Origin of the sequence: Nonomuraea roseola (assembly GCF_039535395.1) — a bacterium.
GTDB classification, from domain to species: Bacteria; Actinomycetota; Actinomycetes; order Streptosporangiales; family Streptosporangiaceae; genus Nonomuraea; species Nonomuraea roseola.
Genome location: NZ_BAAAXC010000014.1, coordinates 586,324 through 602,576, shown reverse-complemented (window position 1 = coordinate 602,576; position 16,253 = coordinate 586,324). Strand labels below are relative to the sequence as shown.

Genomic DNA, 16,253 nt, shown 5'->3' with positions numbered 1-16,253 from the left:
CGCCGTCAACGCTGCTTGTGCGCGGTTACCAGCGCCGAGCGCAGCGACATACCGGCCCGCTGGGCGCCCACCTCGTCCTTGCTCACGGTGCACATACAGGTCAGCACACGTTGCTGCGTCTCGGAGAGCCGGGTGATCCGCCCGGCACCGGGGGCCGTCAGTGTGGCGAAGTCCGTCGTCGCCGCCCACAGCCTCTCGAAGAGGCTGACGACGCCGCCCACCAGAGTGCTCTCCTCGATGCGAAGGGCACCCCGGGCGGTGTCGTGGACGTCGATCGGGAGCAGGGCCGTGTGGCGGTCGTAGACCAGCATCTGTTGCGACAGTTCGTTCGCGACCCTGATCTGCGCACCGTTGGCGTGCAGTTTTCGCAGATGGCTCAGGCTTTCCGGATCTTCCAGGGCGGACGTGCGCACGAGATTCCGGATGCGTACGCCGCGCCGCAGACAGCGGACGTCGACGGGCCGCCCGTGCGCGATGTCCTCCTGCGGCAGCGTGTCGTAGGGCTCGGCCGCCAGTACCTCTTGCTGGGCACTGAAGGCCAGTTCGTCGATGTGGGCGCGTACCTCCCGAAGGTCTTCCAGCCGGCGGAGCGTTGCGCCCGCGCCGTCGGCCGTCCCGGAGAGCTCCGGCAGCGGGTCCTGCCGGTCGCGCTGCAGCGAGCGCAGTATGGGCCAAGGCTTCGTGAGCTGACGTATCGTCCGGTGCATCGCCGCCAACTGCTTCTCCATCAGCCGTGGCACGGCCACACCGGGCTCTGTCGCCCACGTGCTCTCGTCGTCCCCGTGCAGGAGCCGCAGGTCACGCAGGCGCGAGATCGCCAGCGTCGCTCCCTCCTGCCCGAAGGAGAACACTCCGTGGATATCGTGCGCGGGTGTGCGTGGATTCCGCAGGAAGTAGCGGTATACGTCCTCCTCGGTGCCGGTCAGGCCGAGTACGGACATAGTGCGGCCCTGCATGTCTCCCCCCGCGTGTTCGGTCCCGGTGCCTGGTGACCACGGAGCACAAACTAGCCGGGAAGCAAACAAACCAAGTCTCACGGGAGTCTCACAGTCTCAGCGGAGGGCGGCAGACCGCTTTCCTCGTCGCGTCACTCAGTCGATGACATGTTCGCCGTGTGCGGCGATGGGCCGTTCGCCGGAGAAGGCAAGGAGATCTGATGGGAGAAACACGAGCCACCGGGCCGGCGCCGCGGGTGAGCCCGGACGTACTGCGGGAGGCAGTGGACAGGCATCCGCTCGTCAATCTCACGGGCCCCCTCGGCATCGGCAAGTCCCGGCTCGTGTCGAGCCTGGCCTCGGTGTCCGTTCTGGACCTGTCGCAGCCGGGCGCCCGGGAGGCCGTACCGGCCGCGCTCGCCGAGGACACCAGGACGCCGCTGGCCCTCGACAGCGTGGACAGCCCGGAAGCGCTGTCCACGCTGGAGGCCGTCCGGACCCGGCGGCAGGAGGACGGCAGGCCGGTGCTGGTCGTGAGCAGACGCTCGCTGCTGGCCCACCCTGGGTGGACCCTGTCGGGGGCCACGGTCCTCAGGGTTTCCGCATGGGCGGACGAGCGGATCAGGAAGCTGGCAGCGGACGCACAGCTGCACGCCCCGCAGAGCCGGGACCTGGTCGTCCGCCTCGCCGCCGGCAATCCGCTGATCGCCGGCGCGGCGTGCCGGGCGCTGCACGCGGGTGCGTCGCCGCAGGTTCCGGGGCCGGTGGCCGACCAGATCACTCAGGAGATCGTCGAGCGGCTCTCCCGCGAACTACCCGCCCACCGGTGGCGAAGCGCACTGGACCAGCTGGCCACCATGTGGTCGGGCGACGAGGCGCTGCTGAAGGCCGCCCCGGAACTCTTCGATGCCCTCCGCGGGCTCAGCCTCGTGACCCGCACGGAACTCGGGCTCGCCGTGGTCGAGCCGTTCCGCGGCGTGATCGAGCTGGCTCACCGGTGGCGGCAGCCGACCGCCCACCGCGCCACGCGGACCCGGGCGCTGGCCTACCGCAAGCGCCTGCTGGCCACAGAGCCCAGCGCTGAGCACCGCAGTCGCCTCGCCGAGGGCGTCATGGCCCTGTCCGATGACGACGCCGTGCGCGAGACGCTGTTCCCTGCGAACTCCTCCACGGGTCTGGTCCATACCGCCGAGCCGGGGGACGCGGACGACATAGGCGAGCTGATGCACCGGTGGGCCCGTCACGGAGGGCTGGACGCCCGGCGGACGGACCGCATGGTGGAGCAATGGTTGCGCGACGATCCCTCGGGCTTCCAACTGCTGAGGGACGGCGATGGCCGAGCCGCCGGCCTCATCGGCCTGCTCCACGTCACCGAGCACACCGCGACCAGCGTGGAGTCGCTGCTCCAGGAGCATCCCGACGGGCTGTTCGGCCGGCCTCGGGGCACAGGCAGCCTGGTCCTCGGGGCCGCCTACTGCCCCGACCGGGGCCTGCACGCGTTCCTCCTGCGGCACTTACTTCACCAGGTCCGGTCGCGCAGCCTGCTGCTGACGGTGTCCACTCCGAACCCCGACTACCAGCGGCTGCTGCGTGGTCTGCGGTTCCAGCGGCACGGTACGACCACCGATGACATCTACCGGTGCGGACGCGAGCCCGAGATCTACAGCCAGGATTTCGGCCAGGACGTGCTGCCCGACTGGGTGGAGCGGCTCGTCCCGGTCTCGGACGGGGTCGCCCCCCAGGGCCCTACGGGCCGGGATGTGGGCTGGGCCCTGGCCCACATCCGTGACGAGGCCAGACTTGCGGACAGTCCGCTACTGGCTTGCGCACGCACGGCGACAGTGATGGACCTCCAGGAGTGGCTACGGGATGCCGTGCGCATCCTGGAGGACGGCGACTCGCCTGAGGACGCCGAGGCGGGGTGGATTCTGGGGCACTACTACCTGGGGCGGCCGCGGACGCACCAGCAACTCGCCCTGCAACTCCACATCAGCAGGGCCACCTATTTCCGCCGGCTCGAGCACGGTCTGGACACGCTGGGCCGGCTGCTGTCCACCGAGGATTCGTGACTCACCGAGACGTTGCCGGCGGCAGGGATGGCCGCATCGCCCACTGCGACAAGTCCGGTTCGGCCGGCCTCCCTTGCATGATGCTGCCTTCTGTTCCGCAGTATCTTGCCACTCGTCGATCTTCAAATTGCCCATCGCTCACGCCATCCTTGAACGAAACATTCAGCGCGAATAAATCCTTCTGGGAGGAAGCGGAAATGAAGAAGATGATCAGCCGGGCTTTGGCGGTAGTCGCGCTGTGTGGCGCGACGTTCATGGGTGCGAGCAGTGCATATGCCTGCGCGGACTTCTCCGATGTCATCGTGTGCGTGCGATCGACGGCGGAGTTCGCGGACGGTTCGGTGCTCTCCTGCTCAAACGGCTGAGGTTCAGGATCGGTTCATCGGATGGGGTGCGGGCGCGGTTCGCCTCACCCCAATTCCGCTGCTCTGACGAAATGCGGCCAAGCTGAACCAGGGGTGAACGCACCGCGAAAGCTGGAGTGGAAATCCAGATCTACCCCCTCTTCGGAATCGGGCTTCACATGACCACGGGCAGGTTGTCCTGTCCGAGCCGAGGTGGTGCACCCCCCGCACGATGACCAGAGGTCATCTCCCAGAGAGGAATGCCGTCTGTGCCGCCGCCGAGCCGATCTTCACGGGATCTCCACACGAGGCGGGCAGGGCCTGCACGCCGCGCTCCTACGATGTGCCCGTGACGGCTTCCCGGCAGCGGTTCCCGCCGGAGTCCAGCCACAAGGTTCAGGGTGACACGCTGGAGCTGGCGTTCGCCTGTCCCACCACGTGGGGGTGGGCCGCCATCGGCACCTCCTGCGACGTGAGCTACCAGGTGGAGGTGCCCAAGGGGCTGCGCGTCAAGGTGGGCTCCGACTCGGGGGGCCTGACGCTGAAGAACCTGTCGGGCGACGTGGAGGCCACCACCGACTCAGGGGCGATCGAGGCCACCGGGCTGACGGGCCGACAGGTCGTCACGGGGACCGACTCGGGTGACATGAACCTGGCCTTCGCCGGGCGGCCCGACCAGGTCACGACCACCACGGATTCGGGCAGGACCGTGATCCATGTGCCGCGGGGGCCGTACAACATCGTGGCCCAGACGGACTCCGGCACCAAGGACATCAAGGCCGCGAGCGCCCCCTCGGCCCCGCGTTCGATCGAGCTGTCCAGCGACTCGGGGGATCTGGAGGTCGTGACACCCTGACGGGCACCTCCTGGATGCTGCACGGCCGCGCCGCGAGCCGGCGGCCCTCTCCGCGGGGTCTCGGCCGGTCCGGCCGGCCGCGGCTCCTCCAGCCGGCCTGCGGGTCACTCCGCCACGGGCGCGCGGGGCGGCAGCAGGTCCTCGATGTCGAGCGTACGGTCGGCGATGGCGCGGGCGATCTCCGACAGCCCTCGGTTGTTAGCGCGCGCGTGGGCACGCATGTGGAGGAACGCGGCCTCCACGGTGATCTGCCCGCGTTCGGCCAGGATGCCCTTGGCCTGCTCGATCACGATCCGGCTGTTGAGCGCGCTCTGCAGCTGCTCGACCAGCACGCCGCGCTGCGTGAGGGCGCGTTCGTGCAGGATGCTGATGGTGGCGATGTCGGCCAGCGCCTGGGCCATCCTCGCACTGCCGGGCGGCAGGTCCCCTGACTCGACGCGGAACAGGTTCATCGCGCCGACGACCTCATCACGCAGCCGCATCGGCACGGCGATGACCGCCGCGAACCCCTGCGCGCGGGCGACGACGGTGAACCGGGGCCAGCGCTGCGGAATCGCGGAAAGGTCGGGGCAGTCGACCAGCGATCCTGTGCGGTAGCAGTCCAGACATGGCCCCTCCTCATCCTGCAGCTGGAACAGCTCGAGCAGTCGGGCCTGCTCGGTGGAGGCGGCGACCAGGTTGAGCGTGCCCCTCTGGTCGGCCAGCAGGATTCCGGCCGCGTCGACGTCGAGCAGTTCGACGCAGCGCTCGGTCAGCGTGTGCAACAGGTCGATGACGTCGAACCCCACCACCAACGTGTCGGCGAGCTCCACGAACGTCTCGGCCATGCGCCGTTCCAACACCGCTGCCACCTGCCCTTTCAACGTGTCGAGTCCGGTCCGGCCTGGCGGTCCCGCTTGAGTCTGAGCCGCCTGGCGACGACGTCCCCGGCGACCTCGCCCAGTCGCCGCTCATGGGCGAAGGAGTACGCGCGCAACCGCACAAACGCCTGGGCCAGGCCGACCTCCAGCTGAGCCGAGATCATGCCGGTCGCCTGATGGATCTCCGCTCACCTCTCGAGGAGCCCGTCGCCGGTGGCGGCCGCCGTGGCGCTGTAGCCCGGTTCCAAGATGACCATCAGGGCGGCGTCGGCGAACAGCAGCGCGTCGGTAGTGTTCTCCGGCGCCGGCCAGCCGGGAGTGTCTCTGCTGACCTCCAGCACGCCCACGGAGATCGCTCCGATCGCGAGGGGAAAGACGAACACCGCCCGCACACCGAGCGCGTCGGCCTGCGCGGCGAACATCGGCCAGCGACGCAGCGCGCCGTTCATCTTCAGCGAGTCGACGCAGGCCAGGCAGACATGGCGCACGGTCGGCGGCGTGCCGTCGGCCAGAGCGCGGGCATCGATCGCCTGCCGCACCCGCCGAGCCCGTTCCTTGTCCACCGGCCACCGCCTCGCCACGGTGCTGTCGCGACGTGGCCTCACGGGCCACGCTAGCGGGGCAGGACGACATCACAAGCCCGGACAGGAACTTCGCCCAATGTGCCCCATCCGCCACCATAAAGCGGGATAAATTTCGCTATTTGCGTCCAGTCGGGTTTGGCGGAGGCAGGGGCCAATACCGCGGACAGGTGACATCATTGAGAGACGTCTTCATGCCGTCCGGACCTCGCGGCACCACGTCCGGCATCCCCTCTGTGAGAGGAATGGGCATGAATGTCGCACGCAGGCCGTTCACGATCAGCCACCGGCATCTGCGCATCACTCAGGCGCTCGATCCCGTCGAGGTGCGCATCGAAGGAGAGCTCGACCTGGCCGCGCTGCCCGCCCTGGCCTGGGCGCTGGCCGTGACGACGGACGACGGTGATATCGGCGCCGACATCGAGCTGACCGGCCTGGACTTCATCGACGTCGGCTGCCTGCGCGCCCTGGTCGACGCCGCCGCGAGGCTGACCGGCCACCACGTCCTGACGCTACGGCACCCCCCTCCGAGACTCCGGTGGCTACTGGTGGTCACGCGCTGGCACGCAGCTCCCCACCTCCGGCTCGACGCCGCAGTCCGCCTCGGCGAAGGCGCCGATCAGCCGTAGAACCAGTTCTGGGCGGCCACGCCGGGGGGCGAGCACCCAGGCGCGGTCTCCTTCAGCCGTCATGCGGACAGGAGCACGCCGCGCTTCATCACCAGTGACCGCGGGGGATGGGCGACCACCGCCTCGGCGGCGCCGCCCACGGGGACGACCACGAGGTCGGCCTGGTCGCCGACCGACAGCCCGTAACCGGGCAGGCCCAGCGCCCGGGCTCCGCCATAGGTGGCCGCCTCCAGTGCGAGTTCGATGTCGGCGTCGGCGCGGAAGGTGCTGCGGTAGGCCAGGTGCATCGCCCGCTCCAGCATGTCGCCGCTGCCGTAGGGGCCCCACAGGTCGCGGATGCCGTCGTGGCCGCACGCCACCGTGACGCCGGCCTCGCGCAGCTTCCTGACCGGCGGCACGGGGAAGCTGTAGACGGCCGCCGTGGCCACCGCCACGCCCGCCTCGGCCAGGCCTTTCGCCAGGCGGTCCTGGTGGGCCCCGTCGATCTGGCCCAGCGCGTAGGCGTGGCTGACCGTGACCCGCCCGCCGAGGCCGAGCGCGGCCGTGCGTTCGATGATCAGCTCCAGCTCCCACGCGCCCAGCGTGCCGCCGTCGTGCAGGTGGATGTCGACGGCGGCGCCGTAGCGGGAGGCCAGCTCGAAGACGGTGTCGAGGTGGCGCACCGGGTCGCGGTCGATGCCCGCGGGGTCGATGCCGCCGATCGCCTCGACGCCGCTCTTGAGCGCCTCCTCCAGTAGTTCGGCCGTGCCAGGGTTGGTCAGCAGCCCGTGCTGGGGGAAGGCGACCTGGCGCACCGAGATCCGGTCGGTCAGCGCCGCCGCGGCCTCGCCGACCGCCTCCACGCCGCGCAGCCCCACCGCGGGGTCGATGTCGGTGTGCGTGCGGACGTGGGTGGTGCCGAAGGAGCTCATCCGCTCGAGCAGCGCGGTGATCCGCTCGACGCTCGGCACTCCGAGCTCGGCCCTTCGCCCCAGGTCGTTGAACATGCGGCCGGTGAGCGTGTCGTCGGCCGAGTGCGGGACCCAGGCTCCGCCGTAAAGGGTCTTGTCGAGGTGGCAGTGGGCCTCGACCAGGCCGGGCAGCACGAGCCGGCCCGAGACGTCGACGACGCGGGCTCCGCCGGCGTCGAGCCCTTGACCGACCCTTGCGATGACGCCGTCGCGTACCAGGAGATCGGCCGGCGCGGGCAGCCGCCACGGACGGCCGCCGCGCAGGAGGATGTCGGTCATGCCCGCACTCTAAAGGCCTCGGACGTTTCCGGCACCCATAGCCGAACAAGTCGATCTTGCGGCGAGCTCGCCCACCGTCGAGGTCGGCGGGGCCTCGGCCTGGACGATCCGCTCGCACACGAGCTGGTGTCACAGGCCCGAGGACCGGCCGCCCGATCAGGCTGCTGTGGCGACCAGCCTCTCGTGGTGCTTGAGGCGGGCCGTGCAGTACACGCCGATCAGCGAGATGGCCATCAGCAGCCCGGCGACCGGCCAGAAGCTGCCGCCCGCCCACGCCGCCAGCGCCGTCGCCGCGATGGGGGAGAGCCCGCCGAAGATCATGGTGGAGACCTGGTACGACAGCGAGATCCCGGTGTAGCGGACCCGCGCCGCGAAGCCCTCGGCCAGGACGGTCGCGACCGGCCCGTAGAGCGCGGACATGGCGAACCGCATGGCCAGCATCGCCAGGTAGATGAGCGCGACGCTGCCGGAGCCGAGCACCAGGAACTGCGGGACGGACAGCGCGATCACGCCGATCAGCCCGGCGATGACCATGCGGTGCGGCCCGACCTTGTCGGCGTAGAACGACAGCAGCGGCGTGACCAGCAGTTCGAGGAAGGCGGCCAGTGAAAGGCCGTTGAGCAGCATGGCCTCGCTGAGGCCGTGCGTGCCGGTGCCGTACGTGAGCAGGAAGGTGGTCGTGACGTAGTACCCGCCGGTGGCGGTGGCCAGGGCGAAGACGCCGAGGAGCACGGTGCGCCACGACTTCTGCAGCACCTCGCGCACCGGCAGCGTGTCGGCGACGGCCCGCTCCGCGCGCACCTGCTTCATCGCGGGCGACTCCTCCAGCTTCAGCCTGATCACCAGGCCGATGACGACCAGGACGGCCGACAGCAGGAACGGCACGCGCCAGCCCCACGAGACGAACGCCTCGTCGCCGAAGGAGCTCATCAGGCTGAAGGCGCCCGTGGACAGCAGTGCTCCCACGGAGGAGCCGAGCTGTGCGAAGGAGCCGAAGAAGGCGCGCCGGCCTGGCGGCGCGTTCTCCACGGCGACCAGCACGGCGCCGCCCCACTCGCCGCCCAGCGCGATGCCCTGCACCAGCCTGAGCGCCACCAGCATCAGCGGCGCCCATGCGCCGACCTGCGCGTACGTGGGCAGCAGGCCGATCGCGAACGAGGCGACGCCCATCATGAGCAGCGTGGTGACCAGCGTGTTCTTGCGCCCGATGCGGTCACCGATGTGGCCGAAGATGATCCCGCCGAGCGGCCTGAGCGGGAAGCCGACCGCGAACGTGCCGAACGAGGCCACCGTCCTGACGAAGGGCGACATGTCCGGGGGGAAGAAGACCTGGTTGAAGACGATCGCGGCGGCCGTGGCGAAGGCGTAGAAGTCGTACCACTCGATCGAGGTGCCGACCAGCGCCGCCAGCGCCGACCTGCTCTTGTTGGTCATGGGGGGGTTCCTCCAGGGCGGGATGGGGGTCAGGCCGACCAGGCGATGCGGCCGCCGATCCAGGTCTGCGTGACCCGGATCGCGCTCAGCTCCGCGGGCTGGGCCGTGGTGGGGTCGCCGTCCATGACGGCGAAGTCGGCGAGCTTGCCGGGCTCGAGCGAGCCGACCGCGTGCTCGCGGCGCAGCGCCCCCGCCGCCGCGATCGAGTGCGCGCGCAGGCCGTCGGGCACGGACATCCGCAGCTCGGGGCCGCCGAGCACGGTGCCGAGAACGGTCGTGCGGGTGGCGGCGGCGGCGACGGCCTCCAGCGGATCGGGCTGGGCGACGGGCGCGTCGGAGCTGAAGACGACGGGCACGCCCGCGGCGGCGCACAGCCCCGCAGGGTTGTAGCGGTGGCCGAGCTCGCCGACCGCGGTGATGGTGCCGTCGCCGGTGCGCAGGTGGTGCTGGGGCTGCATGACGGGGATCACGCCGAGCTCGGCCATGCGGCCGATCTGCTCGTCGGTGGGCAGCCCCGAGTGCTCGATCCTGTGGCGCATGCCGTACGGCGGGCCCGCCTTCTCCACCGCGTCGAGCACCATGCCGATCGCGTAGGGCGACTGCGCGTGCGTGGCGGTCTGCAGGCCGAGCCGGTGCGCGCGGCCGATCAGCTCGGTGTACTCCTCGGGGGAGTGGTAGAGCTGGCCGTGGTGGCAGCAGTCGGCGGCGTACCCGTCGGGGAAGTAGGCGGTCCAGCCGCCCAGGGTGCCGTCGGCGTAGAACTTGACCCCCGCGATCCTCAGCCGGTCGTCGCCCAGCTCGCCGGCCAGGCCGAGGTCGGCGGCGGTATCGAGCAGGGCGGAGGTGAGATAGGCCGAGACCCGCAGCCGCAGGGCGCCCTCGTCCCTGGCCCAGAGGTAGGTCTCCAGCTCGCGCCGCGACACCTGGGCGTCGCCGACGCTGGTCACCCCCGCCGCCAGGAAGACCTCCTGGGCCCGCCTGACGTGCTCGATCATGATGTCGGCGGGTTCGGACAGGTGGAAGTTGGGCCCGTGGTTGCGGATCTTGACGCCGTCGAGGCCGGTCAGCAGGTCGCAGGCGGCGTCCCACAGCTCGCCGTTGGGCTCGCCGCCGTCGAAGCGGCCGATCCGCCCGCCCACCGGGTCGGGCATGCCGGCGGTGATGCCGTACTGCCGCAGCGCGTAGGTGTTGACCACGCCACCGTGACCGGAGGCGTTCATCAGATAGACCTCCCGATCGGTCGCGACCCTGTCGAGGTCGTGAGCGGTCGGGTGGCGGCGCTCGGCCAGCCGCCTGTGCTCGTAGCCGAAGCCGCGTACCGGCGCGCCGGGCGGCAGCCGCCTGGCCGTCTCCGCCAGCAGCGACACCAGCGTGTCGAGGTCGGGGGCCACCTCCGGCCTGCAGTCGACCCACGCCAGTGCCTGGCCGTACATGACGGGGTGGCAGTGCGCGTCCACGAAGCCGGGGTGCACGACCCCGCCGTCCAGGGCGAGTTCCTCGTCCACCCGGCCGAGCGCTTCGCGGCACTCGGTGACGGTCCCGACGTGCTCGATCCGCCCGCCGCGTACGGCAAGCGCCTCCGCGTGCCCGTCCGGCGTGATCACCGTTGCCCCGGCGACCAGCAGGGTGTCCATGCGCACTCTCCCCTCGAGCGGTTTCGATTGAAGGGAGCATGCGTAACGGACGACTCGTTTGTCAAGTCGCCATCTGACAAACGAATCGTCAGTAGCGCTCCTTGACGAGCTCGGCGTGGACCCAGGAAGTCAGCTCTCTCACTCCCTTCATCTCCCGCACCTGTTCGAGCAGCGTGATGACCTCGGGCAACGTCTCGCCCGCCACGGTGCCGACCAGATCGGCCCGGCCCATGCACGCGGCCAGGTAGGACACGCGCTCCCACGACGACAGTCGCTCGACCAGGGGCGCGGCGTCCCCTTCGACGGTCAGCGCGAACCCGCACAGCTGTCCCATGCCCAGCACGTCAGGACGCACCAGCGCCACCACCCTGGCCACTCCCGCGTCGAGCAGCCGCAGCGCCCGTACCCTGGCAGCACCGGGAGACAGCCCCACCCGCTCGCCCAGGTCGGCGAAGGCGATCCGGCCGTCGGCCTGGAGCTCGGCCAGGATGCGGTGGTCGATCTCGTCCATCTGCAGCTCGGCGCGCGGCTCCGACAGTGCGGTGGAGTCCTTGAGGACCCGCGTGTAGACCAGCGTGTCCACCCCGCGCACCCCCTGCATCCCGCGCAGCCGCTCGATGGAGGCGGCGAGCGCGGCGAAGTCGGGGGCGCGCACCTCGGCCACGACCGCGTGGCCGCCGACGGTCAGCGTGACGAAGGGGGCCTCGGCCAGTTCGGCGATCGAGTGGGCGACGGGCCGGGCGGGGCCGTCCACTCTGATGGAGGCGTGGGCGATGGCGGTCAGCCCCTTGACCGCGGGGTGCACGATGGCGACGATCCGCAGCGCGCCCGAGGTGAGCAGCCGCTGCGCGCGGGTGCGGGTGGCGGGCCGCGACAGGCCCACCCGCTGCGCGATCGTCTCGAAGGTCATCCGTCCGTCGGCCTGCAGGTGCCTGACGATCTCAAGGTCGGTGCGATCCAGATCCACATAGACAAAGGTAACGGGCGAAACGTAGGCTCAACCGCACTATGGCAACCGAATCATCATTGACCGGTGCCGCAGCCGTGGTGGGCGCGCTGCGCGGCAACGGCGTCGAGACCGTCTTCGGCATCCCCGGCACCCACAACCTGGAGCTGTACCGGCAGCTGACGAGCTCGGACATCCGTCACGTCGCCCCCAGGCACGAGCAGGGCGGCGGTTACGCGGCCGACGCCTACGCCAGGGTCAGCGGCCGTCCAGGAGTGTGCGTCACCACCAGCGGGCCGGGCCTGACCAACATCGCCACCGCCGCGGCCACGGCCTACGCGGACTCGGTGCCGCTGCTGGTGATCTCGCCGGGTGCGCCGCTCGGGCAGGAGCGCGCCGACGTCGGCTGGCTGCACGAGGTCAAGGATCAGCGGGCCGCCATGGACGCGCTCTACGACCGCAGCGTCCGCGTCTCCTCGCCCGCGCAGGCCGCCGCGGTGATCCACGAGACGTTCGCCCGCTGGCGGGTGGAGCGCCCCCGCCCCGTCCACCTGGAACTGCCGCTCGACGTGCTGGAGTCGCCGTGGGACGGCGCAGCTCCAGGGCCGCTGGAGAGCGCGGCCCTCCTGCCCTCCGCCGGCGTGCTCGCCGCGGCCGCCGCCGCGCTGCGCGGCGCCTCCACCCCGCTGATCGTCCTCGGCGGCGGCGCGCGCGACGCCTGCGCCGAGGCCGTACGGCTCGCGGAGCTGCTCGGCGCTCCGGTGGCCACCAGCGTGAGCGGGAAGGGTGTGCTGCCGGAGAGTCACCCGCTCTCGCTGGGCGCCGGCGTCGGCCTCGGCCCGGTGCAGGAGGCGATCGAGGCCGCCGACGTGCTGCTGGTGGCGGGCAGCGAACTGGCCGACTCGGACCTGTGGGGAGTGCGGCTCCACCCGCGCGGCACCGTCATCAGGGTCGATGTGGACCTGCGCCAGCTGCACAAGAACGTGCCCGCCGACATCGCGGTCCACGGTGACGCCGCCACGGTGCTCGGCGCGCTGGCCGACGCCCTGAATGATCGTGCCCCCGGCCCCGCCGGTGGGGAGCGCGCCGCGCGGGTGCGTGCCGCCGCCGCCGAGGCCGCGATGTCCGTGGGCGCCGCCTGGCGGCCTGTGCAGGAGGTGCTGCGCGACTGCCTGCCCGAGGACACGATCGTCGCGGGCGACAGCGCACAGGTGTCCTACTTCGGGACCGTGCCGTTCTGGCCGATGGACGCGCCGCGCAGGTTCGTATACCCGACCGGGTACGCCACGCTCGGCTACGCCGTGCCCGCCGCGATCGGCGCCAAGCTGGCGGCCCAGGACGCGACCGTGATCGCGCTGGCCGGTGACGGGGGCACGCTGTTCAGCGTCCAGGAGCTGGCCGTGGCCGCCGAGCTGCGGCTGAGCCTGCCCGTGATCGTCATGAACAACCACGGCTACGCGGAGATCCGCGAGGAGATGCTGGCCAGGAACATCTCGCCGGTCGCCGTGGACATCGACGGCATCGACTTCCCCGCACTCGGCCGCGCCTTCGGTGGGCGAGGCGAGCGGGTCGCCGACCTGGCGGAGCTGCCCGCCGCGCTGAAGCGGGCGCTCGACGTCAACGGGCCCACGGTGATCGAGGTGACCGTGGGCGGCCAGGGCGTGTCGTGATCGGGCCGGGTGGCGGCCGCCCCACCCAGCCCGGGATGGCGCCTGCGGGCGCGGGCGTGCCGTACGCCCGACGACCTGACCGCTGCCCCCTGGAGGCCTGGGCTACGTCGCAGGGTCGTGGAGGACGAGCAGGATGTGCTCGTCCTCGCCGTGCAGGACCGTGCCGCTCGGCTGGAAGCCGTGCTTCTCCAGAAGCCGCACCGAGGCGGTGTTGGCGTGGAAGGGGTCGGCGTAAAGGGGGCGAGCCTTCTCCAGCCGCAGGAAAAGCCCCAGAGCCCTCGTGCCGATGCCCCGGCCCCAGAACTCACGGCCGAGCCAGTAGCCGAGGAAGCGTCTGTCGCCCTCCCACCAGGCCACGAGATTCCCTGCCAGGACGCCGTCCACCGTGACCGCCTGCACGAAGACGGTGGGATCGCCGAGGATGCGCGTGGTCCAGTGACGGAGGAACGCCTCCCGCTCGCGGGGCGGGAACCTCGACCGCCGGACGGCCTCCGGATCGTGCTCCTGCGCCAGGAACACCTCCAGATCGGCCACCACGACATCCCTCAGCCGCACGTCGTCGCTCATGCCGAGTGAGTCTGGCATGCGGCACCGACAGTTCTGTGCCCCGGCTCCTACGGCTTGCGCGCGATGCCGCCGTACATCAGGCGCTGGCCCACGGTCAGCTCCCCGGGAACGTCGCCGTCGGGCCGCCACAGCGGCAGCGGGACCACGCCGGGCTCGACCAGCTCGAACCCGTCGAAGAAGGAGGTGATCTCCTCCACGGTCCTGAACCGGCCGGTGCCCAGCAGCGCGAGGAACTTCTTCTCGGCGTCGCGGGAGTCCTGGCTCGAGTCGCAGAAGTGCGTGACGAACAGGTAGCTGCCCGAAGGGACCGCCGCCATGTAGGCCTCGACGATGCCGCGAGGGTCCTCGTCGTCGTGCAGGTGGTGCAGGATGCCGATCAGCATCACGCCGACGGGGCGGTCGAGGTCGATGAGCCGCTTGACCGCCTCGTCGCCGAGGATCGCGGCGGGGTCGCGCAGGTCGGAGGTGACGACCGCGGTGCGGTCGTTCTCCGCCAGCAGTGCCCTGCCATGAGCCAGCACCATCGGGTCGTTGTCGACGTAGACCACCCGCGCGTCGGGGTTGGCTCGCTGGGCCACCTGGTGGGTGTTCTCCACCGTCGGCAGCCCGGAGCCCAGGTCGAGGAACTGGTCGATGCCCTGGTCGATGAGGAACCGCACGCCGCGCCCGAGGACCTGCCTGTTGTAGGCCGCCACGTCGTAGATCTCGGGGACGACCTTCACGATCTCGGAGACGAAGCTCCGGTCGACCTCGAAGTTGTCCTTGCCGTTGAGGACCACGTCGTAGGCCCTGGCGATGCTGGGCCTGCTCGTGTCAATCGCGCTGTTCCACTCGTCTGCCATGTCGACCACAAGATCCTCTCAGCCGGGGCGGTGAAAATGATCATAGGCCGCCCGGCGACCGGGAACCACGCGAATGGCGCGAAGCGGGCGCAGCATCGAAGGGTACGGGGCCTCAGCCTCGGCCCGACCAGTAGGCCTGCGCGCGTTCCCACGCCGCGGCGCCGACCGCCTTGCCGAGCGCGCGGCCCTGCAGGTCGCCCGCGAGGAAGTGAATGCCGCCGTACCTGCGTGACAGCCCGGCCTGGTCGGCGGCCTCGGTGAAGGTGGGCCAGCGCAGCGTCACGTCGTGCGCGGGGCTGACGCCGGGCTCCACCAGCGAGGACCCCTTCGCGATCACCGCCTCGCCGCCGAACGCGTCGCCGCCGGTGAAGCGGCGCAGCACCTCGGCCGCCGCCGCGCTGAACGTGCTGTGGCCCGAGACGTGCTCGGCGAACGGTGGGGTCGGGAACGTCGGCGCCTGGTAGGGCGTCCAGGTGGCGCCGTCGATCACCCTGCCGCCCCAGGTCGGGATCTGCCTGCCCCGGTAGAGGAAGCGCACCGCGGTGATCGGGCGCACCGAGTCGTGGTCGCGCTTGGCCTCCCACGAGGCGATGCCCGCGTCCATGACGGAGTTGGCCAGCGCGAAGAACATCTTCACGTCCTCGTCGAGGCCGTGGCCGTCGCGGGCCGACACCCGCTGGGCGAACAGGCTCCAGTGGCCGGGAGGGGTCTCGCTGCTCGGGCCGTCGGCCCAGTACTCCGCGATGGCCTTGCGCCTGTCGGTCAGGCCGGCCGTGAGCGACACGATCTCGGCGGCCTGGGCGCGGTAGGCGTGCGTGCCGTACGCCGCGGGCGCGGGCACGGCGTCGGCCAGGTCGCGGGCGCGGCCGGTGAAGGAGGCGACCCCGCCCCAGTGCGGCGCGAGGAACGGCGGGGTGACCAGCACGCCGGCCCTGTTGCGATAGGTGAGCGGCTGCCAGCGGCTCGGATCGGCGACCGAGGTCAGCGGGTCGGCGACCACCATCGGCGCGTTGACGGGCGCGTAGCCGGTGGTGTCGGCGTAGCCGCCGAGCTGGTTGGAGCCGTCGCCGTGGCGGTGGTCGAGGACCGCCTGGCAGGCGGCCAGCCCGGTGCGGGCCGGCTGGCTGGTCGGAGCGGCGGGGTCGTAGCCCAGCTCGGTCATGAGGGCGTCGAACCCGGCCCGCTGCGCCGGGTAGAGATCGACTGCCGCCAGGTGGGCGGCGTAGCTGATGGCCTCGGCCCTGTTCGCCTCCGTGCGCTCGGTCTCGGGCCGCCGCAGTGAGCCGCCCAGCCGGGTGCCGATCGCGACGGCGTCGTACGCCGACCACGCGTCGTAGGCGCAGGTGTGCACGACGGCCAGCGCCCTGGCCACCATCGGAGGGCCGAGCGTGCCGGAGCGGACGGCCGACAGCAGCGCCTCGTTCCACCGCAGCACGACGTTGCGCTCCACCGGCGCGACCGAATGGGCGGGCGCGGCCGGCGCGACGAGCGCGGTGGCGGACACCAGGACGAGCGCGAGCGCGCGTAAGGATCCTCGGACGGGCATGACAGATCTCCTCGCTCCAGCGGGCCCCCGTGTGCCCGACCCGAAGAAGATCCCATGCGTCGAACAGGTTTTCGACTGGCTTGGAGGTAAGAAGTCCGTGTGCAATCTGCA

At 71.1% G+C, this 16,253-nt stretch carries 16 protein-coding genes; 5 read left to right on the top strand and 11 right to left on the bottom strand.

Annotation, left to right across the window (positions count from 1 at the left end; all coding sequences use genetic code 11):
* Positions 1 to 5 precede the first annotated feature (5 nt).
* Positions 6 to 941: a TrmB family transcriptional regulator gene (locus tag ABFX55_RS21180; protein ID WP_346123514.1), complete on the bottom strand. Its 936-nt coding sequence runs from the start codon at positions 939 to 941 to the stop codon at positions 6 to 8.
* A gap of 215 nt (positions 942 to 1,156) precedes the next feature.
* Between ABFX55_RS21180 and ABFX55_RS21175 the strand changes: the two genes are divergently transcribed.
* The 3 genes from ABFX55_RS21175 to ABFX55_RS21165 all read left to right on the top strand — a co-directional run bounded on the left by ABFX55_RS21175 (position 1,157) and on the right by ABFX55_RS21165 (position 4,204).
* A complete protein-coding gene (locus ABFX55_RS21175) occupies positions 1,157 to 3,004 on the top strand; it encodes a hypothetical protein (RefSeq protein WP_346123512.1) in 1,848 nt (615 codons plus the stop codon).
* Positions 3,001 to 3,369, top strand: coding sequence for a hypothetical protein (locus ABFX55_RS21170; protein ID WP_346123510.1), 369 nt, complete (start codon positions 3,001 to 3,003; stop codon positions 3,367 to 3,369). Before ABFX55_RS21175 ends, ABFX55_RS21170 begins: the two co-directional genes overlap by 4 nt.
* A 328-nt stretch (positions 3,370 to 3,697) precedes the next feature.
* Positions 3,698 to 4,204: a DUF4097 family beta strand repeat-containing protein gene (locus tag ABFX55_RS21165; protein WP_346123509.1), complete on the top strand. Its 507-nt coding sequence runs from the start codon at positions 3,698 to 3,700 to the stop codon at positions 4,202 to 4,204.
* 104 nt (positions 4,205 to 4,308) lie between these two features.
* Here the strand turns inward: ABFX55_RS21165 and ABFX55_RS21160 are convergent, their stop codons facing one another.
* Genes ABFX55_RS21160 through ABFX55_RS21150 form a run of 3 tightly spaced genes read right to left on the bottom strand, consistent with a single transcriptional unit; the run spans position 4,309 to position 5,627 of the window.
* Complete coding sequence (locus ABFX55_RS21160; RefSeq protein WP_346123507.1) at positions 4,309 to 5,046, bottom strand: GAF and ANTAR domain-containing protein; 738 nt, start codon at positions 5,044 to 5,046, stop codon at positions 4,309 to 4,311.
* A gap of 17 nt (positions 5,047 to 5,063) precedes the next feature.
* A complete protein-coding gene (locus ABFX55_RS21155; protein ID WP_346124108.1) occupies positions 5,064 to 5,246 on the bottom strand; it encodes an ANTAR domain-containing protein in 183 nt (60 codons plus the stop codon).
* Positions 5,247 to 5,252: 6 nt separating this feature from the next.
* Positions 5,253 to 5,627 carry a hypothetical protein gene (locus ABFX55_RS21150; protein WP_346123506.1) on the bottom strand — a complete coding sequence of 125 codons (375 nt, stop codon included), beginning with the start codon at positions 5,625 to 5,627 and terminating at the stop codon, positions 5,253 to 5,255.
* A gap of 269 nt (positions 5,628 to 5,896) precedes the next feature.
* Between ABFX55_RS21150 and ABFX55_RS21145 the strand changes: the two genes are divergently transcribed.
* Positions 5,897 to 6,274, top strand: a complete 378-nt coding sequence (locus ABFX55_RS21145) for an STAS domain-containing protein (RefSeq protein ID WP_346123504.1) — start codon at positions 5,897 to 5,899, stop codon at positions 6,272 to 6,274.
* A 59-nt stretch (positions 6,275 to 6,333) separates the two neighbouring features.
* On the opposite strand, the gene ABFX55_RS21140 is transcribed toward ABFX55_RS21145, so the two are convergent.
* From ABFX55_RS21140 to ABFX55_RS21125, 4 genes are all read right to left on the bottom strand, one after another.
* A complete protein-coding gene (locus ABFX55_RS21140; RefSeq protein ID WP_346123502.1) occupies positions 6,334 to 7,503 on the bottom strand; it encodes an amidohydrolase in 1,170 nt (389 codons plus the stop codon).
* Positions 7,504 to 7,659: 156 nt separating this feature from the next.
* Positions 7,660 to 8,937, bottom strand: a complete 1,278-nt coding sequence (locus ABFX55_RS21135) for an MFS transporter (RefSeq protein WP_346123500.1) — start codon at positions 8,935 to 8,937, stop codon at positions 7,660 to 7,662.
* 29 nt (positions 8,938 to 8,966) lie between these two features.
* Positions 8,967 to 10,571, bottom strand: a complete 1,605-nt coding sequence (locus tag ABFX55_RS21130) for an amidohydrolase (protein WP_346123498.1) — start codon at positions 10,569 to 10,571, stop codon at positions 8,967 to 8,969.
* A gap of 88 nt (positions 10,572 to 10,659) precedes the next feature.
* Positions 10,660 to 11,538 carry an Lrp/AsnC family transcriptional regulator gene (locus ABFX55_RS21125; protein WP_346123496.1) on the bottom strand — a complete coding sequence of 293 codons (879 nt, stop codon included), beginning with the start codon at positions 11,536 to 11,538 and terminating at the stop codon, positions 10,660 to 10,662.
* A 41-nt stretch (positions 11,539 to 11,579) separates the two neighbouring features.
* On the opposite strand from ABFX55_RS21125, the gene ABFX55_RS21120 reads away from it, so the two are divergent.
* Positions 11,580 to 13,187 carry a 5-guanidino-2-oxopentanoate decarboxylase gene (locus ABFX55_RS21120; protein WP_346123495.1) on the top strand — a complete coding sequence of 536 codons (1,608 nt, stop codon included), beginning with the start codon at positions 11,580 to 11,582 and terminating at the stop codon, positions 13,185 to 13,187.
* Positions 13,188 to 13,289: 102 nt separating this feature from the next.
* Here the strand turns inward: ABFX55_RS21120 and ABFX55_RS21115 are convergent, their stop codons facing one another.
* The 3 genes from ABFX55_RS21115 to ABFX55_RS21105 form a co-directional block, all read right to left on the bottom strand.
* Positions 13,290 to 13,754, bottom strand: coding sequence for a GNAT family N-acetyltransferase (locus ABFX55_RS21115; RefSeq protein WP_346123493.1), 465 nt, complete (start codon positions 13,752 to 13,754; stop codon positions 13,290 to 13,292).
* A gap of 47 nt (positions 13,755 to 13,801) precedes the next feature.
* Positions 13,802 to 14,596 (bottom strand): SAM-dependent methyltransferase, encoded by a 795-nt coding sequence (locus ABFX55_RS21110; RefSeq protein WP_346123491.1) that lies wholly within the window; start codon positions 14,594 to 14,596, stop codon positions 13,802 to 13,804.
* A gap of 112 nt (positions 14,597 to 14,708) precedes the next feature.
* On the bottom strand, positions 14,709 to 16,142 hold the full coding sequence (locus ABFX55_RS21105) for a vanadium-dependent haloperoxidase (protein WP_346123489.1): 1,434 nt from the start codon (positions 16,140 to 16,142) through the stop codon (positions 14,709 to 14,711).
* Positions 16,143 to 16,253: the final 111 nt, after the last annotated feature.

What these genes read in the sequence shown, in the direction of transcription:
- ABFX55_RS21140 (WP_346123502.1), bottom strand. Translation starts at nt 7,503, where the DNA reads ATGACCGACATCCTCCTGCGCGGCGGCCGTCCGTGGCGGCTGCCCGCG.
- ABFX55_RS21135 (WP_346123500.1), bottom strand. Translation starts at nt 8,937, where the DNA reads ATGACCAACAAGAGCAGGTCGGCGCTGGCGGCGCTGGTCGGCACCTCG.
- ABFX55_RS21120 (WP_346123495.1), top strand. Translation starts at nt 11,580, where the DNA reads ATGGCAACCGAATCATCATTGACCGGTGCCGCAGCCGTGGTGGGCGCG.
- ABFX55_RS21115 (WP_346123493.1), bottom strand. Translation starts at nt 13,754, where the DNA reads ATGAGCGACGACGTGCGGCTGAGGGATGTCGTGGTGGCCGATCTGGAG.
- ABFX55_RS21145 (WP_346123504.1), top strand. Translation starts at nt 5,897, where the DNA reads ATGAATGTCGCACGCAGGCCGTTCACGATCAGCCACCGGCATCTGCGC.
- ABFX55_RS21105 (WP_346123489.1), bottom strand. Translation starts at nt 16,142, where the DNA reads ATGCCCGTCCGAGGATCCTTACGCGCGCTCGCGCTCGTCCTGGTGTCC.
- ABFX55_RS21180 (WP_346123514.1), bottom strand. Translation starts at nt 941, where the DNA reads ATGTCCGTACTCGGCCTGACCGGCACCGAGGAGGACGTATACCGCTAC.
- ABFX55_RS21175 (WP_346123512.1), top strand. Translation starts at nt 1,157, where the DNA reads ATGGGAGAAACACGAGCCACCGGGCCGGCGCCGCGGGTGAGCCCGGAC.
- ABFX55_RS21110 (WP_346123491.1), bottom strand. Translation starts at nt 14,596, where the DNA reads ATGGCAGACGAGTGGAACAGCGCGATTGACACGAGCAGGCCCAGCATC.
- ABFX55_RS21130 (WP_346123498.1), bottom strand. Translation starts at nt 10,571, where the DNA reads ATGGACACCCTGCTGGTCGCCGGGGCAACGGTGATCACGCCGGACGGG.